This window comes from Ensifer sp. ENS02, from assembly GCF_014851885.1.
Lineage (GTDB): Bacteria > Pseudomonadota > Alphaproteobacteria > Rhizobiales > Rhizobiaceae > Ensifer > Ensifer adhaerens.
Genome location: NZ_JACVAO010000011.1, coordinates 198,542 through 216,179 on the forward strand (window position 1 = coordinate 198,542; position 17,638 = coordinate 216,179).

The 17,638-nt window shown below is 62.6% G+C and carries 16 protein-coding genes; 11 read left to right on the forward strand and 5 right to left on the reverse strand.

Annotated features, from left to right (window positions below; translation table 11 throughout):
- Positions 1-73 precede the first annotated feature (73 nt).
- Genes IB262_RS23935 through IB262_RS23945 form a run of 3 tightly spaced genes read left to right on the forward strand, consistent with a single transcriptional unit; the run spans position 74 to position 3,732 of the window.
- A complete protein-coding gene (locus IB262_RS23935; protein ID WP_060517943.1) occupies positions 74-1,591 on the forward strand; it encodes a sugar ABC transporter ATP-binding protein in 1,518 nt (505 codons plus the stop codon).
- A complete protein-coding gene (locus IB262_RS23940; RefSeq protein ID WP_051659349.1) occupies positions 1,588-2,637 on the forward strand; it encodes an ABC transporter permease in 1,050 nt (349 codons plus the stop codon). Before IB262_RS23935 ends, IB262_RS23940 begins: the two co-directional genes overlap by 4 nt.
- Positions 2,638-2,688: 51 nt before the next feature.
- The gene (locus tag IB262_RS23945; protein ID WP_060517939.1) at positions 2,689-3,732 is read left to right on the forward strand and encodes a substrate-binding domain-containing protein; all 1,044 of its coding nucleotides are present in this window, start codon (positions 2,689-2,691) and stop codon (positions 3,730-3,732) included.
- Positions 3,733-3,789: 57 nt separating this feature from the next.
- Here the strand turns inward: IB262_RS23945 and IB262_RS23950 are convergent, their stop codons facing one another.
- From IB262_RS23950 to IB262_RS23960, 3 genes are all read right to left on the reverse strand, one after another.
- Positions 3,790-4,014 carry a hypothetical protein gene (locus tag IB262_RS23950; protein WP_034796449.1) on the reverse strand — a complete coding sequence of 75 codons (225 nt, stop codon included), beginning with the start codon at positions 4,012-4,014 and terminating at the stop codon, positions 3,790-3,792.
- 70 nt (positions 4,015-4,084) lie between these two features.
- Positions 4,085-6,139, reverse strand: coding sequence for a bifunctional aldolase/short-chain dehydrogenase (locus IB262_RS23955; RefSeq protein WP_192493893.1), 2,055 nt, complete (start codon positions 6,137-6,139; stop codon positions 4,085-4,087).
- A gap of 57 nt (positions 6,140-6,196) precedes the next feature.
- Complete coding sequence (locus tag IB262_RS23960) at positions 6,197-7,177, reverse strand: sugar-binding transcriptional regulator (RefSeq protein WP_034796445.1); 981 nt, start codon at positions 7,175-7,177, stop codon at positions 6,197-6,199.
- A gap of 298 nt (positions 7,178-7,475) precedes the next feature.
- Between IB262_RS23960 and IB262_RS23965 the strand changes: the two genes are divergently transcribed.
- From IB262_RS23965 to IB262_RS23975, 3 genes are read left to right on the forward strand one after another with little or no spacing between them, the layout of a single operon-like run.
- A complete protein-coding gene (locus IB262_RS23965) occupies positions 7,476-8,027 on the forward strand; it encodes a MaoC family dehydratase (protein ID WP_034796442.1) in 552 nt (183 codons plus the stop codon).
- A gap of 7 nt (positions 8,028-8,034) precedes the next feature.
- On the forward strand, positions 8,035-9,195 hold the full coding sequence (locus tag IB262_RS23970) for a CaiB/BaiF CoA-transferase family protein (RefSeq protein WP_060603754.1): 1,161 nt from the start codon (positions 8,035-8,037) through the stop codon (positions 9,193-9,195).
- Positions 9,192-10,328 (forward strand): ABC transporter substrate-binding protein, encoded by a 1,137-nt coding sequence (locus IB262_RS23975; RefSeq protein ID WP_192493894.1) that lies wholly within the window; start codon positions 9,192-9,194, stop codon positions 10,326-10,328. The genes IB262_RS23970 and IB262_RS23975 overlap by 4 nt, the downstream gene beginning before the upstream one ends.
- A gap of 54 nt (positions 10,329-10,382) precedes the next feature.
- On the opposite strand, the gene IB262_RS23980 is transcribed toward IB262_RS23975, so the two are convergent.
- Both IB262_RS23980 and IB262_RS23985 read right to left on the reverse strand, forming a co-directional pair.
- The gene (locus IB262_RS23980; RefSeq protein WP_060643830.1) at positions 10,383-11,219 is read right to left on the reverse strand and encodes an amidohydrolase; all 837 of its coding nucleotides are present in this window, start codon (positions 11,217-11,219) and stop codon (positions 10,383-10,385) included.
- 76 nt (positions 11,220-11,295) lie between these two features.
- Complete coding sequence (locus IB262_RS23985; protein ID WP_034796531.1) at positions 11,296-12,084, reverse strand: IclR family transcriptional regulator; 789 nt, start codon at positions 12,082-12,084, stop codon at positions 11,296-11,298.
- A gap of 164 nt (positions 12,085-12,248) precedes the next feature.
- Here IB262_RS23985 and IB262_RS23990 point away from each other — a divergent pair, with 164 nt between their 5' ends.
- The 5 genes from IB262_RS23990 to IB262_RS24010 all read left to right on the forward strand — a co-directional run bounded on the left by IB262_RS23990 (position 12,249) and on the right by IB262_RS24010 (position 17,630).
- Positions 12,249-13,568, forward strand: coding sequence for an extracellular solute-binding protein (locus IB262_RS23990; RefSeq protein ID WP_192442934.1), 1,320 nt, complete (start codon positions 12,249-12,251; stop codon positions 13,566-13,568).
- An 81-nt stretch (positions 13,569-13,649) separates the two neighbouring features.
- Complete coding sequence (locus IB262_RS23995; RefSeq protein ID WP_034796432.1) at positions 13,650-14,546, forward strand: sugar ABC transporter permease; 897 nt, start codon at positions 13,650-13,652, stop codon at positions 14,544-14,546.
- Entirely contained in the window at positions 14,546-15,412 is an 867-nt protein-coding gene (locus IB262_RS24000) for a carbohydrate ABC transporter permease (RefSeq protein WP_034796430.1), read from the forward strand. Before IB262_RS23995 ends, IB262_RS24000 begins: the two co-directional genes overlap by 1 nt.
- Before the next feature lie 6 nt (positions 15,413-15,418).
- Positions 15,419-16,516: a sn-glycerol-3-phosphate ABC transporter ATP-binding protein UgpC gene (ugpC, locus tag IB262_RS24005; protein WP_192493895.1), complete on the forward strand. Its 1,098-nt coding sequence runs from the start codon at positions 15,419-15,421 to the stop codon at positions 16,514-16,516.
- Between the two features lies 1 nt (position 16,517).
- Complete coding sequence (locus IB262_RS24010) at positions 16,518-17,630, forward strand: mandelate racemase/muconate lactonizing enzyme family protein (RefSeq protein WP_192493896.1); 1,113 nt, start codon at positions 16,518-16,520, stop codon at positions 17,628-17,630.
- Positions 17,631-17,638: the final 8 nt, after the last annotated feature.

Here is a 17,638-nt window from a genome sequence, read left to right on the forward strand (position 1 = left end):
CATGCTAGCAAATGTCAATGGCCTTGACATTTGACGGAAGCCTATCCTAACCTGCCTAAATCGGGAGGAGAGAATGAGCGAACAGGCAGTGTTTCGCATTGAGGGCGTGCGCAAATCCTTCGGGCCGGTACCGGTTCTTCGAGGGGTGGATCTCGATCTCAAGGCTGGGGCGGTTACCGTTCTGATGGGCGCCAATGGCGCCGGCAAATCCACGCTCGTGCGGATCCTGAGCGGCGTTTACACGCGCGACGCCGGCACGATCACGCTCGCCGGCATGCCCTTCGAGCCGACGGCCCCGGCCGAGGCGATCCGCGCCGGCGTTGTCACCGTGCATCAGAACATCAATGACGGGGTGGTCGCCGATCTCGACGTCGCCACCAATCTAACGCTCGACCGCTTGAACGGGCGCGGTGCGCGGCTGTTCTTCAACCCGCGTCGGGTGCGCCGAGAGGCCGCCGCGGTCGCCTCGCGCATGGGGCTTGCGATCGATCTTGCCGCCAATATCAACGACCTGACGCTTGCCGACCGGCAGATGGTGGCGATCGCCCGTGCCATGGCGCATGAGCCGAAGGTGCTGATCCTTGACGAACCGACTTCGTCGCTGTCGAGCGCGGAGGCCGACCGGCTTTTCGATCTCGTCGATCGGCTGAAGGCGCGCGGCGTCGCCATTCTCTATATCTCGCATCGCATGTCGGATATTCGCCGGCTGGCCGATAGCATCGTGGCGCTGCGTGATGGCCGCATCAGTGGCCGCTTCGAAGGGCCGGAACTGGACTATGAGGGTGCGGTCAACGCCATGCTCGGTCGCAAGGTCTTGGCTGGCGCCGTTGATCTGCGCGACGGCGGCGCTCCGGTCTTTGCGGTCAGCGGCCTGAAGTTGTCGGAACAGGCGCGCCCCTTCGATTTCACGCTCCGTGACGGGGAAATCGTCGCCGTCACCGGGCTCGTCGGCGTCGGCAAGACCGCGCTTGCCGAAACCCTGTTTGGCGCGCGCGCACCGTTTGCCGGTGAGATGACGCTCGACGGCGCGCGTTACGCGCCGGCAAGCACCGGAAGGGCTATCGCCCGCGGCGTCTTCCTCGTCGCCAAGGACCGCGCCGAAAGCGGCATCGTGCCCGACTTCAACATCTACGAAAATATCAGCCTGCCGTTCCTGAGCCGGCTCTCGCGCTTCGGCATATCGAGCCGGCGGGCGGAAAAGACCAAGGCACGCCAGCAGATCGCCGCCCTCGGTGTCGTCTGCCGCAGCGAGCGCGACGAGTTGCAGACGCTTTCGGGCGGGAACCAGCAGAAGGTGATGGTCGGGCGCTGGCTTTCCGAGCCGTCGCGCCTGCTCATCCTCGACGAACCGTTCCAGGGCGTCGACATCGCCGCACGCCGCGACATCGGCGAGAAGCTGCGCGCCTCGGCCGCGGGCCGCGCCACGATCCTCTTCGTGACCGAACTCGACGAAGCCTTCGAAGTCGCCGACCGCATCCTCGTGATGTCGGAACAGACCATCGTCGGCGAGCACCGCAATGCCGACATCGATGTCGAGCGGCTCCTGTCGGAAATCGCCGGTCAATTCTATCAACAGGTCCATGCGTCATGAGCAGTGAACAGAGCAATTCCGCAGCACCGGTTGCGGTCCCTTCGAGCGCATCGGGAATTCGCGAGGCGGCCATCAAATACGGCTTCCTCGTGCTTCTCGCCGGGATGGTCCTCTATTTCTCGCTCGTGACCGGCGGCTTCGCCTCACCGCAGAGTGCGGTCTTCATCCTGCAATCGGTGTCGATTACCGGCATCCTGGCGCTGGGCGTGACGGCCACGCTTGTCGTCGGCGGCTTCGATCTTTCGATCGGCTCGGTCGCGACGACGGCGATGATGGCCTCGTCCTATGTGATGGTGGTGATGGGCGGCGACGCACTGACGGCGACGCTCGTGTGCCTTGCCATCGGTGTCCTGGTCGGTTTCGTCAACGGCGTCATTATCGTCTACATGCGCGTGCCTGATCTGCTGGCGACACTCGGCATGATGTTCCTCTTGCTCGGCCTCCAGCGCATCCCGACGGAGGGCCGGTCGATTGCCACAGGCATGACGCTTCCCGACGGCTCGGTCGCCGGCGGCACTTTCAGCCCGGCCTTCCTGGCACTCGGCCGCCACCGCTTCGATTTCGTCCTGCCCAACCTCGTGCCGGTTTCGGTCGTGGTGTTGATCGTGCTGGCGATCGTCATCTGGTTCTTCCTCGAATACACCCGCTTCGGCCGCATGATGTATGCCGTCGGCTCCAACGAGCGGGCAGCCGGCCTCGCCGGTGCGCCGGTCAATGCCTACAAGATTTCGGCCTATATCATTTCCGGCGTCTTCGCCTCGATCGGCGGCATCCTGCTTGCCGCCCGTCTTGGTCGCGGAGACATCGCGTCGGGCAACAACCTGCTGCTCGATGCGGTTGCCGCAGCGCTGATCGGTTTTGCCGTGCTCGGCGCCGCCAAGCCGAACGCTTTCGGCACGGCGATCGGCGCGCTCTTTGTCGGCATCCTGCTGCAGGGCCTGACGATGATGAACGCGCCCTATTACACCCAGGATTTCATCAAGGGCGCCGTGCTCGTCGCTGCCCTGATCTTCACCTTTGCGCTCTCGAAAAGAGGCAAACGCTGAAGGGGTGCCCTTCAGCGGAAAACAAAAAGTTCACCAGTGGAGGAGACTGACATGAACATGACTCGCAGAAGCCTGGGCCGCTTGACGCTTGGGTTGATGGGGGCAGCCGCCTTCGGCGTGCCGTCCTTTGCAGCCGACATGCCAAAGCCGTTCGACAAGGCCGGCGATGTCAAGATCGCGCTTGTGCGCTACCTTTCGACCGGCGACTTCTTCCAGTCCTATCTCGCAGGCGTAGAGGCGCAGTCCAAGGCGCTCGGCGTGCAGCTTCAGGTCTTCGACAGCCGCCAGGATGCAGCGCTCCAGGCCGACATGGTCGACCAGGCGATCGCGCTTGGCGTGCAGGGCATCATCATCCAGCACGGCCTGACCGAATCGATGAAGGAAGCTGCCCAGCGCGCGGTTGACGCCGGCATCAAGGTCGTCGCCTTCGACGTAAACGTCGAGAACGAGAAGATCCCGCAGATCGAGCAGTCCGATCGCGACCTCGCCCGCCTCGCGCTCGAGCAGGCCGTCAAGGACAATGGCGAAAGCTTCAAGGCAGGCTACGTCTATGTCGCCGGCATCGCGCCGCTAGACCGCCGCGACGAGACCTGGAAGGAATTCAAGGCGAAGTATTCCGGCATCGAGGAAGCCGCGCAATTCGGAACGATGGATAACCCGATCGCCAACTCGGTAGCCAACCAGGCCCGCGCGGTGATTTCGGCCAAGCCCGACATCACCGTGATGTTCGCGCCCTATGACGAGTTCGCCAAGGGCGTGAAGATCGCCGTCGACGAAGCGGGCCTGTCTTCCAGCGTCAAGATCTACTCGGCCGACATTTCGACGTCCGACATCGCCGCCATGCGCGAAACGGGCTCGGCCTGGACGGCGACGGCCGCCACCAACCCCGCCGTCGTCGGCCAGGTCTCGGTCCGCTCGCTCGCCATGCTGCTTGCCGGCGAAGACCCGGGCCGCCAGGTGGTCGTACCGCCGACGCTGATCACCCAGAAGGACCTGAACGATCAGGACATCAAGAACATGGAAGAGCTCGGCGTGAAGCTGCCGCAGTTCGCCCATGCAGATGTAGCCATGCCCGCATGGATGCCGAAGCCTTAATCTCCCAAGGCGAAACGAAAGGGGCGGTCGATCAGACCGCCCCTTTTTTTGTCCTTATTACTCTAATTCGCTTTCCGCCTTTGGCGGCACCCAGGCTTCGATCGCCGTCTCGGGATAGATCTGCACGGAGCCCGGCTCGAAATGGCTTTCGATCGCGTAGCCGAGGCTGGTCAGGTCTGTGCGATACCAGCCGACGATCTTGCCGCGCCATGAGGCGCGGCCTTTCTTGGCGGCATAGTCACCCATTTGAAACGCGGCATCTGCGGGCCATCGATCGACCATTTCGTCTCCATCCGAACAACTCTGGCGGGAGACTGCAGTGTGGCACGTTTTTACGCTTAGACGGAAGCGCTCAGCGCATCGCCGCTGCGATGTTGCCGCCATCCACAGTCGTCACATCCGCGGTGGTTCGTTCTGCGAGCGCGTGGTGCACGAAGGCGCGCGCTACGTCCTCGGCCGTCACTTCGAGACCGAGCAGGTTTCCGCCCATGTAGTCCTTGACCGAAAGGCCGCGGGCGGCTGCACGATTGGCGATCATCTCGTCGTTGAGCAGGCCCGAGCGGATGCGATCGGCGTTGACGGCATTGACGCGGATATGGTCGGCACCATGCTCAAGCGCATATTGCCGCGACAGAAACAGCGTCGCCGCTTTCGGCAATCCGTAGGCGCCGAACTTCGCGCCCGGGTTGACTGCCTGCTTGGAGGCGTTGAAGAGCAGCACTCCGCCGGTCTTTTGTTCCTTCATGATGCGAACGGCATTCTGCGCAACCGTCTGATGCGCGAAGAAATTCAGCTCGAAGCTACGGCGCAGCAGGGCGTCGTCCATCGTCGCAATCGGGCTTTCCCAGGCGGCGCCCGCATTGGAGACGACGATATCGACGCCGCCGAAGGTCGCGACCACCCGGTCGAAGGCGGCGCGCACCGAAGCGGGATCGGTGATGTCGCAGGCGATGCCAATCGAGTTGTTGCCGGCCGCCTTCGCCACTGCGCTTGCTTTGTCGCCATCGAGATCGAGCACGACGGCATGGGCGCCCTCGGCGACGAAAGCCTTGACGATGGCAGCGCCGATGGCGCCGGCGCCGCCGGTGACGAGCGCGACCTGGCCGGTAAACGGCTTCGGCTTGGCGCCTGCGAGTTTCGCCTGTTCCAGCGACCAGTATTCGAGATCGAAGAGATCCGGCCGGCTGACCGGCTCGAAGCGGCCAACGGATTCTGCGTCGCGCGCAGCTTCGATCCACATCTCGCCGACATCGACGGCGATCGTCGCGTCCTTGTAGGTGCGGCCATGGCCGAACATGCCGAGCCCGGGCACCAGCGTCAGGCGCGGCATGGGATCGAGCATCATGCGCTTGACGTCGTCTCGTGCGTCGTTGCTGTGGAAATACCCGGTGTAGTCGGCGGCAAAGGCGGTGACCCGCGCGTCGATCACGGCCCGGTAGCCCGAGAGATCATCTTTAGCCGGCGCCGGAAGCACCAACGGGCCGGTCTTGATGCGGATGGAAAGATCGGGCGTCGAAACGCCCCTGGCTGCCATCTCCTCAACCTGCTGCGCATTGACGAAGTCGAGGATATCGGGCGAGGTGCGGAACACACTGACCATGCGGTCAAAACGGCCTTCGCCCTTGTCGACGGCAACGGCGCCGCGCAGCATTGGCGCGATATCGGCAGGGCTTGCAAGCACTGCGGGCAGGGCGGCGGGCGTAAACGGATTGTGCCCCTTCGCTTTCACATGCTCTTCGGCGAGCGTGACATAGCGGATCATCCGATCATAGGCTTCCTTCGCCGTGTCGGCGAAGGTGAAGATTCCGTGCTTGTCGAGGATCAGCCCCTCGACTGTCGGATCCTGATCGAACACGTCCGCCGCAGCCTTCGCCAGCGCGAAGCCCGGCATGATGTAGGGCACGAAGCCCATCTTCCTGCCGAAAAGCTCGGCGCACATCTCCCGGCTCTTGGCCTGATCGGCGATGGCAAGAATGGCGGTAGAATGGGTGTGGTCGACGAACTTGTGTGGCAGGAAGGCGTGCAGCAGCGCCTCCACGGACGGGTTCGGCGAGGCCGGGTCGATGAGGTTGGCGCGCAACAGCGTCACCATGTCCTCGTCCGAAAGCCTTTCGAGCTTGCGGCTCTTGAGCAGGGGGGCGATCTTGACGGCTGGCAGGCCAGCGGGCTCGATCGTGCCCATGTCCCAGCCACTGCCCTTGACGCAGAGCACGGCATGCGTGTCCCCGACGAGGTCTGTGATTTCGGTTTTCACCGAGGTGTTGCCGCCGCCATGCAGCACGAGCCGCGGCTCGCCGCCAAGCAGTCGCGTCGTATAGGTCCGCAGCGCCAGATCGCGGCCAGTGCCCTTGGCCTGATAGCCCGCAACGACCTTCTCCGCCTCGTCGTCGCGCCAGAGATTATCCATAAGTTCAGCCTCCCGATAAACCGGCCCGGCCGGTATCGGCGGACCCAAATTCGAGGCTCAGGGGGCGCCTGAGCCGCTTCTGCCAAGCCCTTCGCGGTTCCAGCGATCGAGGACTTTGCGTGCCATCGACTCGGTGATGACGAGATGCGAGGCGAAGCCGCCCTTCAAGGCCGCCATCAGCGGTTCGAACTTGCTGTCCTCCTGCACGACCAGCATGCGCTTCTTGATCGTGCGGATGGAGCCGAGATCGGCCGAAATGCAGCGGCGATTGTGCTCGCAATCCATCCATTGGCCGTCGCGATCGATGAGCTGTCCGGCAATGACGCCGGCCGCGCCCTTTTCGCCCATCGCATGCATGTCTGCAGCCGAGAGCGCGCCGCATTTGACGAGGTGGCTGTCATCCTCGATGCCGCCGACCGAATAGAGCGCCAGACCGCAGTCGGAGATGGTCGCGAGCTGCTCCTTGATGACGGGTTCGCCGCGCAGTTCTTCGGCGAGCCGCTCGGAGGAAAGCACGAGCGGCGCATAAAAATTAATCCCTTCGGCATTGAGGCGGCGGGCGATTTCCGTCGTGCATTGATCCGGGCGGTAGGAATAGGGCGCGCCGAGGTTGCCGCAAAGTTGCACGACCGTGACGCCGCGCAGGTCCGCAAAGGGCATGACGTCGGCGATATGATAGACGGTGCGGCCCCAGGCAACACCGATCCGGTCGCCCTTGTTGATCAGTTCGAGAAAAACGGAGGCCGCGACGACGGGCATTTCGGCGGCCGGGTCCATCGCCTGCCGATCTTCCGGCACGAGCCATGCAGTCGTAAGCCCGGTGGCGTCTTCGAGCTCGCGGGCAAGCACGTCCTGCGAAAACAGTTCTGTCGACGTGGTGATCGTGACGATGCCCATCTCGCGGGCCTTGCGCAGATACATGGCGATCGAGGCGCGGGATATCTCCAGCCGCTGCGCCACTTCGTCCTGGCGCAGGCCGTGCGTATAATAGAGCCAGGCGGCCTTGTGAATGATCTGGTCTGTGGCTCGGATGGGCATTGGCGGAACCTTCGCAAGATGGATCTGACATATTTCATCTATACTGACAAAAGTCAACGTCGTTGACGAATGTCGCCACCTCGCGCGCGCTGCAGCAGCTGAACCTCTATTTGAATGATGGTCTTTACGGCGTCGCTTCTCGCCGCGAACGCGCTTGCAGCCCACAGCCGGTTGCAAACGGAATCCATATGTGAACATACTATTCATATAAGGATCCGAATGGAGATCGAGCGGCATTGCCCTCGGGAACCGTCGAACGGACCCGCAGTTGCCGACCTATTGCATCAGGGACTGACCAATGGATGACTTCATGCCCACTGTCGGGGTGTCCTCGACCCGTCCCGGGGACATGCCGGAGGAGCACGCCGCGCTTCCCGTGTGGAACGCGGAAAACTGGTTCTATGAGGACTGGCCAGTCGGCCAGCGTATAAGGTCCTTGCGTCGCACGATCGCCGAGAGCGACAGCCACCTCTTCAATACGCTCGTCGTCGACATCCATCCTTACGTGCAGGATCAGATGTTTGCCGAGCGCGAGGGCATCTTCGGCAGGCGTCTCGTTGCCGGCGCCTTCGTCTTTTCCGCAGGCCTCGGGCTGGTCGCCACCAACTGCGTGAACGCCTTTTCCTACGGCTATGACAAGCTGCGCTTCATCAAGCCGGTCTTCATCGGCGAAACGATCTACACGATCCGTACCAACATGGACAAAACGCCCCGCTACAGGGAGCTCGGGCTTATCCGGGCCAGCTACCAGGTCTTCAAGGGCGAGGGGGAGCTGGTGCTCTACTGTGAGCACCTGCAGACCGTGAAATACAAGAACCCCGCCGACTTTGTCGGCAAGACCGAGAAGTAAGATACCGATGACCGAAACCAACGAACTGCCGCTCTCTGGCCTTGTCGTCGTCGACATGAGCCAGTTTCTCTCAGGCCCCTACTGCTCCTTGCGCCTCATGGATCTCGGGGCGCGCGTCATCAAGATCGAGCGCCCCGACGGTGGCGACCTGTCGCGCCGGCTTTATCTGAGCGACACCGAGATCGGCGGCGATTCGACGATCTTTCATGCCATCAACCGCGCCAAGGAAAGCCTCGCGATCGACCTCAAGAACGAGGCCGATCTTAAAGCCTTGAAGACGTTGCTCGCCAAGGCCGACGTGCTGATTCAGAATTTCCGTCCCGGCGTCATCCAGCGGCTCGGGCTCGACTACGAGGCGGTCAAGGCGATCAACCCGAAGATCGTTTATGCCTCGATCAGCGGCTATGGCGAGGAGGGCCCCTGGGTGAAGCGGCCGGGGCAGGATCTGCTCGCGCAATCGCGCTCCGGCGTCATGTGGCTGAACGGCGATGAGGGCCAAGGGCCGGTGCCCTTTGGTCTCGCGATCGGCGACATGCTTGCGGGCGCCGCAGCAGCGCAAGGTATCCTTGCAGCCCTCGTCCGTCGCGGCATTTCCGGCAAGGGCAGCCTGATCGAGACGAGTCTGCTCGAGGCCCTCGTCGACTTCCAGTTCGAAGTGCTGACGACGCACTTGAATGACGGCCGCCGGCTGCCGACCCGGTCGGGTTTTCGCAGCGCCCATGCCTATCTGTCGGCGCCCTATGGGGTCTATCCGGCCAAGGACGGCTATCTCGCCATCGCCATGACGCCCATCCCGAAGCTTGCCGATCTCCTGCAAATGCCACAACTCGACGCCTATCGCGACGATCCGGCTTCCTGGTTCTCCGAACGGGACGAAATCAAGGCGCTGATCGCCAAGCGGATCGCCGAAAACACCATCGACCATTGGCTTGGCGTGCTTGAGCCTGCGGACATCTGGTGCGCCCGGGTTCTAAACTGGAACGAACTGCTCGAAAGCGAAGGCTTCCGCGTGCTCGACATGCTGCAGACGGTGGTGCGCGAGGACGACGTTTCGATCCTGACGACGCGTTCGCCGCTCAGGGTCAACGGTAAGCGTGCGCAGGTGGACCGCGCAGCACCACGGATCGGCGAGCATAGCACCTCGATCCGAGAGGAGTTCGGCCTGTGAGCGTCACATTGAAGGGCATGACCTGGAGCCACCCGCGCGGCTACGATCCGATGATCGCCTGTTCGCGGTTTTGGCAGGAACGCACCGGCATAACGGTAGAATGGGACAAGCGCTCCCTGCAGGATTTTGAGACCTATCCGGTCGAGGAATTGGCGCGGGGCTATGATCTTATCGTCATCGATCATCCGCATGTCGGCCAAATCACCAAGGAGAAGTGCCTGGCGCCGCTTGATGTGGAAGGCCGCCAAGCCGAGAGGAAGGCGCTTGAGGATGCGAGCGTCGGGCGCTCCTATCCGAGCTATACCTGGCAGGGCCGGCAATGGGCCTTTCCGATCGATGCGGCGACCCAGGTCCAGGCGTGGCGCCCGGACCTGACGGACCGTATGGAAAGCTGGACCGACATGCTGGCGCTCGCGCGACAGGCAAGGGTGGCGCTGCCGATGCGCCCACCGCATTCCCTGATGAGCTTCTACACGCTCGCCGGCAATCTCGGTTCCCCCTGCCGCAGTGACGCTACCGGGCCGCTGATCGATCCGGATGCGGGCATCAACGCCTTCGAGCGCCTGCGTGAACTGACAGACCTGATCGATCCCTCCTGCTTTTCCATGGACCCGATCGCCTTGCTGGAGGCAATGAGCGATCCGGCGTCGAAAGTTGTCTGTGCACCTCTGATCTACGGCTATGTCAGCTACGCGATGCCGGGCTTCCGGCCGTCGCTCGTGACGTTTGGCGATGTTCCGGTTGCCGGAACCAATGGTCCGGCAGGCTCGGCCCTCGGCGGAACGGGGATTGCGGTCTCGGCTTTCTCACAGGCGCGGGAAGCGGCGATCGATTTCGCCTATTTCGTTGCGAGCGGCGCCGTCCAGCGCGGTCCTTATGCCTCAGGAGGCGGGCAGCCCGGCCACGCGGCCGCCTGGGATGACGACGCCGTCAATGCCGCGACATCCGATTTCTATCGTGCGACGCGCAAGACGCTGGAGAGCGCCTGGGTTCGCCCACGGCACGACGGCTACATGGCGTTCCAGCAGGCGGCATCCGATCGCATCAACGACGGCCTCACGGGCAAAGAGGCGGCGCGAAAGGTCGTCGACGATCTCAATCGGCTGTTTGCAGAGAGTTTTGCTACAGCCTGATTTCTGAGTTCCGGGATGCCCAGGCGTCCCGGAACGGACTTAGGGCAGGGCTTGCTAGGCGAGATTCCAGATCCGGCGCGCGTTGTCGGCAAGCAGCTTGCGCTTTTCCTCCGCGCTGCAGCCTTCCAGAAGCGCGTGGGTGGCGCCGACCCAGGTCGAAAGATTGCCGCCGAGTGTGCAGACCGGCCAATCGCTTCCCCAGACCACCCGATCCCAACCAAAGACGTCGATCGTGTGCTCGACATAGGGGCGCAGCGTCTCGACCTGCCAGGCCTCGTCCGCATAGGCGACGACGCCGGAGATTTTTGCCGTGACGTTCGCACGCTGGGCGATCTCGCTCATGTGCTCGCGCCAGGGATGCTCGGCGCCGGCGCGAATGTCGGGCACGCCGCAATGGTCGAGGATAAACGGAACGTCGGGCGCCAGATCGGCAAGCGCAATCGCCTTTTCGATCTGGTGCGGCAGGACGCAGAGGTCGAAGGTGAAGCGACGGCCGCCGAGCCGGCGGATATTGTCGCGAAAAGTCGCTCCTTCGGAGAGATCATCCGGCATCACATGCAGCACGCGGCGGAAGCCCTTGACGAGGCCGTTTGCTTCCTGGCGTTCCAGATAGGCCGAAAAGCCATCCTCTTCAGGTCGGCAGGCGGCAATAGCGCCCTTCAGCAGGCTATCCGCCTGGCCTGCGAGCCGCGCGACCTCGGATGTCTCCTTCTCCATCTCTAAAGGATCGACATCGACCTCCATGTGCAGGCTGGCCGTAATGCCGAGCCGCCGCGCTTCGCGCTCGTAGGTGGCGTAGAGAAAGTCCTGGTTGAGGGCAGGCACACCGGCGAGCCAGGGATAGGCGAGCCTCGACCTGTCGATGAGGTGAAGATGGGTGTCGATGATCAAGGCGCGCCTCCTCCGAACGGCTTCTCACATAAGAATGATCTATTCAGATAAGAAGTACGACCGTTCCCAAGTGCCGTCAATCTGTTGTGGAGGCCACGTCCGAACCGGCCAACGTCGACAGTTGCTCGGCGGTTTTCAGCAAAAGGGCGATGCTTTCAGTGATGTCTGGCGCCGAGGGCGCGTTGACGAGCGCGATATAGGGAACGGTCAGCGCCGCGATGCCGCGGCCATCAGGCCCCAGGATCGGCGCCGAGAGGTTATAGACGCCGGCTGTCTGCGCGCTCGCCATCATTTCATAGCCGCGCTCGCGGATCTGATCGAGGCGCGCGTAGAACTCAGGCCCGCGCGGGACCTCGTCTTTGCTCCTGGCATGTTCCGCGATCATCATTTCGCGCTCTTCGGCCGAGCGGAAGGCAAGCAGGATATGGCCGGAACCCGTGTCGAAGAGGCTGATATGCGACCCGACCCGGATCGAAATGCCCCAATAATCAGGCGCTTCCTGCTGGGCGATGACGACGGCGGAGCCGCGATCGAAGACGGCGAGGTGGTTTGCCTGCTTCGAGCGCTGGGCCAGATCCCGCATCAAGGGCGTGGCGTAGGAGGCAAGCCTGCGGACCGGCGCATGCAGTTGCGACAACCCGAAGAGCTTCAATGTCAGCGAATAGCGATCTCCGTCGATGCGCGTGACATAGCCGCGCCGCACCAGCCGATCGAGCATGCGGTAGAACTCGTTCGGACTCCGGTTCAGGCGCTTGGAAATCTCGGCCTGCGTCAGTCCGCCGTCGACGCTGGCGAGCAGCTCGAGAATGTCGAGCCCCTTATCAAGGGCCGGTGCGCGGTAGCGATCTGACTCTTCGGTGTCCATGAAGCCTCCTTGGTGAATATTCATATCCATATACGCAGACGAAGGCGCCCACAAAGGAAAGTTCTCCCTTGACGCCTCATAAAAATGTTGTTTGTATATGAATTAGTTTCTCACAAATGAGAACGTCACGTCAGGAAGAGGGCGTGAACATGGGAGGAGTGGATATGAAAAGGCTGCTTGCCGGCGTCTCCGCCGGCGTCGTTATGCTTGCCTGTGCAGGGGGAGCGGCGAATGCCGCAGAACTGCCCGGCAAGTTCGAGGGCGTCACGATCGACGCCAAGCTGATCGGCGGACAGCAATACGAAAAGCTCTACGAGCGGATCGGCGAATGGGAGAAGGCGACCGGCGCCAAGGTCAACATCCTGTCGAAGAAGAACCACTTCGAACTCGACAAGGAGATCAAGTCGGACATCGCGACTGGCGGCGTCAGCTGGTGCGTCGGCTCGAACCATTCCTCCTTCGCGCCGCAATACCCCGACATCTACACTGATCTCCTGGCGCTCCTGCCGCCGGAGGAGATCGCCAAATTCGTGCCGGCGCTGATCGACGCTTCGACGCTCGACGGCAAGCTGGTGATGTTGCCGCGCGCCCAGTTCGACGTGTCGGCGCTCTACTACCAGAAGAGCCTCTACGAGGACGAAGCCAAGAAGACCGCCTTCAAGGCGAAATACGGTTACGACCTCGCGCCGCCGGACACCTGGGCCCAGGTCAGCGATCAGGCCGAGTTCTTCGCCGCCCCGCCGAATTTCTACGGCACGCAGTTTGCCGGTAAGGAAGAGGCAATCAACGGTCGCTTCTATGAAATGCTGGTCGCCGAAGGTGGCGAATATCTCGACAAGGACGGGCGCCCCGCCTTCAACTCGGAAGCCGGTGTCCATGCGCTTGACTGGTTCGTCAAGCTCTACAAGGACAAGGCCGTACCGCCGGGCACGACCAACTATCTTTGGGACGACCTCGGCCAGGGTTTTGCCTCGGGCTCGATCGCCCTCAACCTCGACTGGCCTGGCTGGGCGAGCTTCTTCAACGACCCGAAGTCCTCCAAGGTCGCCGGCAATGTCGGCGTGAAGGTGCAGCCGGCCGGTTCTTCCGGCAAGCGCACCGGCTGGTCGGGCCATCATGGCTTCTCGGTCACCGAAGATTGCGCCAACAAGGAAGCGGCCGCTTCGCTCGTCTGGTGGCTGACCAACGAGGACAGCCAGAAGCTGGAATCGGCTGCCGGCCCGTTGCCGACCCGGACTGCCGTCTGGGAATACAACATCAAGCAAGCCGAGGGCGACGCCTACAAGACGGAAGTGCTGCAGGCTTTCCAGGAAGCCGCAAAGCATGCCTTCCCGGTTCCGAAGACGGCCGAGTGGATCGAAATCTCCAACGCCGTCTATCCGGAACTCCAGGCCGCCATCCTCGGCGACAAGACGTCGAAGGAAGCGCTTGATGCCGCCGCTCAGAAAGCGACCGGCATTCTCGAAGACGCGGGCAAGCTCTGATCGTTACCCATGAGGCGGCGCCGATGCCTTGAAGGCGCCGGCGCCGCCTCAGCCGTTTCATGCAATCCTCAGGACTGCCCGATGAAGCTCAAGAAATTGTCAGCACCGGCCCTGCTTCTGCTTCCGGCCTTTGTCGTGCTCGCGGCGGTGATCGTGTTGCCGCTCCTTTTTTCCTTCTATTCGAGCTTCACGCCGTTCCGCTTGACCAAACCGGAGACGCTGTGGGTCTTTGTCGGCCTGCGCAACTACGCGACCGTACTTGGCAACGCCGAATTCTGGGTCGCGTTTGGCCGCACCGTGCTGTTGCTGACTGTGGCTCTGAACGCCGAGATGCTCCTCGGTCTCGGCCTGGCTTTGCTTGTCAACAAGGCGACCCACGGCCAGCGCCTGCTGCGCACCATGATGATGTTTCCGATGATGTTTTCGCCCGTGCTCGTCGGCTTCCAGTTCAAGTTCCTCTTCAACGACAACATCGGCTTCGTCAACAATGCGCTGCAGTCGCTGGGACTGACGGATCAAGCAATTCCCTGGTTGATCGACGGCAATCTCGCACTGCTCTCGATCATCATCGCCGAAGTCTGGTCCTCGACCGCAGTCTTTGCGATCCTGATTCTGGCCGGCCTGCTCGCCATGCCGAAGGATCCGGTCGAGGCTGCCCATGTCGACGGCTGCACACCCTGGCAGACCTTCCGCTATGTCACCTGGCCCTATCTGATGCCGTTCGCCTTCATCGCCATGACGATCCGCTCTCTCGACGTCGCGCGCGCCTATGACATCGTCAAGATCATGACCGATGGCGGCCCGGCCAAGCGCACGGAGCTACTCTGGACGCTCGTCGGCCGCACAGCCTATGCCGATGCCCGCATGGGGCTCGCCAACGCCATGGCCTATGTCGCGATCCTCCTGTCGATCGTCTTCACCGTCTATTTCTTCCGCAAGCTCGCCGCGGCGCGCCAGCAGATCGGAGCCGAGTGGTAATGGATATCAACGCTTCGCACCGCCTGCGCCGCCGCCTGTTGAAGACGGTGCACCTGATCGGCCTGTTTCTCGCAATGGCCGTGATCTGCCTTCCCGGCCTCTGGATCGTGCTGTCGTCGCTGCGCCCGACCGTCGAAATCATGGCGAAACCACCGGTTTGGATCCCCGAGAGCATTTCGCTCGATGCCTATCGCGCCATGTTTGCGGGCGCCGGGCAGGGTGGCGTTCCCGTCTGGGACTATTTTCGCAATTCGCTGATCATCTCGGTGACCTCGACGGTGATTGCACTGGCGATCGGCATGGCCGGCGGCTACGCCTTTGCCCGCTATCGTTTCAAGGCGAAGTCGGCGATCTTCCTCGGCTTCATGCTGACGCGCGCCGTGCCTGGCATCGCGCTCTCGCTGCCGCTCTTCATGCTCTACGCCCGCACCGGTATCATCGACACGCATTTTTCGCTGATCCTGACCTATGTCGCGCTCAACGTGCCCTTCACCATCTGGCTGATCGACGGCTTCTTCCGCCAGGTGCCGAAGGATCTCGCCGAGGCCGCCCAGATAGACGGCTGCACGCCGTGGCAGGCCTTCTGGCAGGTGGAGTTTCCGCTTGCCGGTCCCGGCATCGCATCCGCCGGCATCTTTGCGTTCCTGACGTCCTGGAACGAGTATGCGCTTGCCTCGCAGATCACCCGCTCGGTCAATTCCAAGACCTTGCCGGTCGGGCTTCTCGACTACACCGCCGAATTCACCATCGACTGGCGCGGCATGTGTGCGCTCGCCGTCGTGATGATCATCCCGGCGCTGACCCTTACCTTCATCATTCAGAAGCACCTCGTTTCGGGCCTCACCTTCGGCGCGGTGAAAGGATAATCGTTCATGGCTCCTGTCACCCTCAGGAAACTGGTCAAGCGCTACGGCGCGCTCGAGGTCGTCCACGGCATCGACCTCGAAGTGAAGGACCGCGAGTTCATCGCGCTCGTCGGCCCGTCGGGCTGCGGCAAGTCGACAACGCTGCGCATGATCGCAGGCCTCGAAGACGTCAGCGATGGCGCGATCGAAATCGGCGGAAAGAAGGTCAACGACCTGCCACCTCGGGCGCGCAATATCTCCATGGTCTTCCAGTCCTATGCGCTCTATCCGCATATGACGGTCGCCGAAAACATGGGTTTTTCGCTGAAGATCGCCGGACGCTCGGCAGACGAGATCAAGACGCGGGTCGATGAAGCCGCTGCCATCCTCGATCTCGGCCATCTTCTGGAGCGTCGCCCGTCGCAGCTTTCCGGCGGCCAGCGCCAGCGCGTCGCCATGGGCCGCGCGATCGTGCGCCAGCCGGATGTCTTCCTGTTCGACGAACCTCTGTCGAACCTGGATGCGAAGCTGCGCACCCAGGTGCGAACCGAGATCAAGAAGCTGCATGCCCGCATGCAGGCGACGATGATCTACGTCACCCACGACCAGGTCGAGGCGATGACCTTGTCAGACCGCATCGTCATCATGCGTGATGGCTATATCGAACAAGTGGGCACGCCGGAAGAAGTGTTCCAGCGCCCGGCCACAAAGTTCGTGGCCGGCTTCATCGGCTCGCCGCCGATGAACATGGACGAGGCGATCGTCGACAACGGTACGCTCGTCTTTGTAAGCGGCATGCGGCTGCCGACCCCGCCGCGGTTTGTGAACGCGCTCCGTCCGGGACAGAAGGTCACCTTCGGTCTGAGGCCTGACGACATCTATCCGAGCGGCCATGGTCTGCATGCCGGCGACCCGGCCGCCGTGCACGAGGTCGAGCTACCGGTGTCGATCACCGAACCGCTGGGTAATGAAACGCTGGTCTTCATCCAGTTCAACGGTCGAGACTGGGTTTCGCGCATGCTCAATCCGCGCCCGCTTGGCCCGGGCGAGAAGGTGCGCATGAGCTTCGACCTCTCGCGCGCCCACCTCTTCGACATCGATACCGGCAAGGCTCTGGAAGGCTGACATGGCAAGAATCGAGAAAATTGAACTGCGCATGGTCGACTTGCCGCCGAAGGTGAAGCGGACCGATGCGATCCAGAGCTTCGTCAGCCAGGAAACCCCGATCGTCACCATCACCGACAGCGATGGCGCGACGGGCACCGGCTACAGCTATACGATCGGTACGGGCGGTTCGTCGGTGATGCGGCTTCTCTCCGACCACCTGATGCCGATCCTGATCGGCGAGGATGCCGATTGCATCGAGGCGATCTGGCACAGACTAGAATTTGCGACCCACGCGACGACGATCGGCCCGATAACGGCGCTGGCGCTGGCGGCAGTTGACACAGCACTTTGGGACCTGCGCGCCAAAAAGCAGAAGCTGCCGCTCTGGAAGCTTGCCGGCGGCGCCAAGGAAAGCTGCCCCCTCTACACCACCGAGGGCGGCTGGCTGCACATCGAAAAGGAAGCGCTGGTCGAGGACGCGCTTGCCGCCAAGGCCAAGGGCTTTTCAGGTTCGAAGGTGAAGATCGGCAAGCCGCACGGCTCGGAGGATTACGATCGCCTGTCGGCAATGCGCAAGGCGCTCGGCGACGGCTTCGAGATCATGACCGACTGCAACCAGGGTTTCACCGTCGACGAGGCGATCCGCCGCGCGTCCAGGCTGAAGGAGCTCGACCTTGCCTGGATCGAGGAGCCGCTGCCGGCCGACGATCTCGACGGCCATATCCGGCTGACGCGCTCGACGCCCACACCGATTGCGGTGGGTGAATCCATGTACTCGATCCGTCATTTCCGCGAATACATGCAGAAGGGCGCCTGCTCGATCGTCCAGGTCGACGTTGCCCGTATCGGCGGCATCACGCCGTGGTTGAAAGTCGCGCATGCGGCGGAAGCCTTCGACATTCCGGTCTGCCCGCACTTCCTGATGGAGCTGCATGTCAGCCTCGTCTGCGCCGTGCCGAACGGCAAATATGTTGAGTACATTCCGCAGCTCGATGATCTCACGACCAAGGGCATGGAGATCCGGAACGGTCGCGCATTGGCGCCGTCCGAGCCAGGCATCGGGATTTCCTGGGATTGGGATGCCGTGCGCGCCCGCTCGATCGACGAGTTTACCCGCGAGTTTCGGGGCTAGGATAGGGA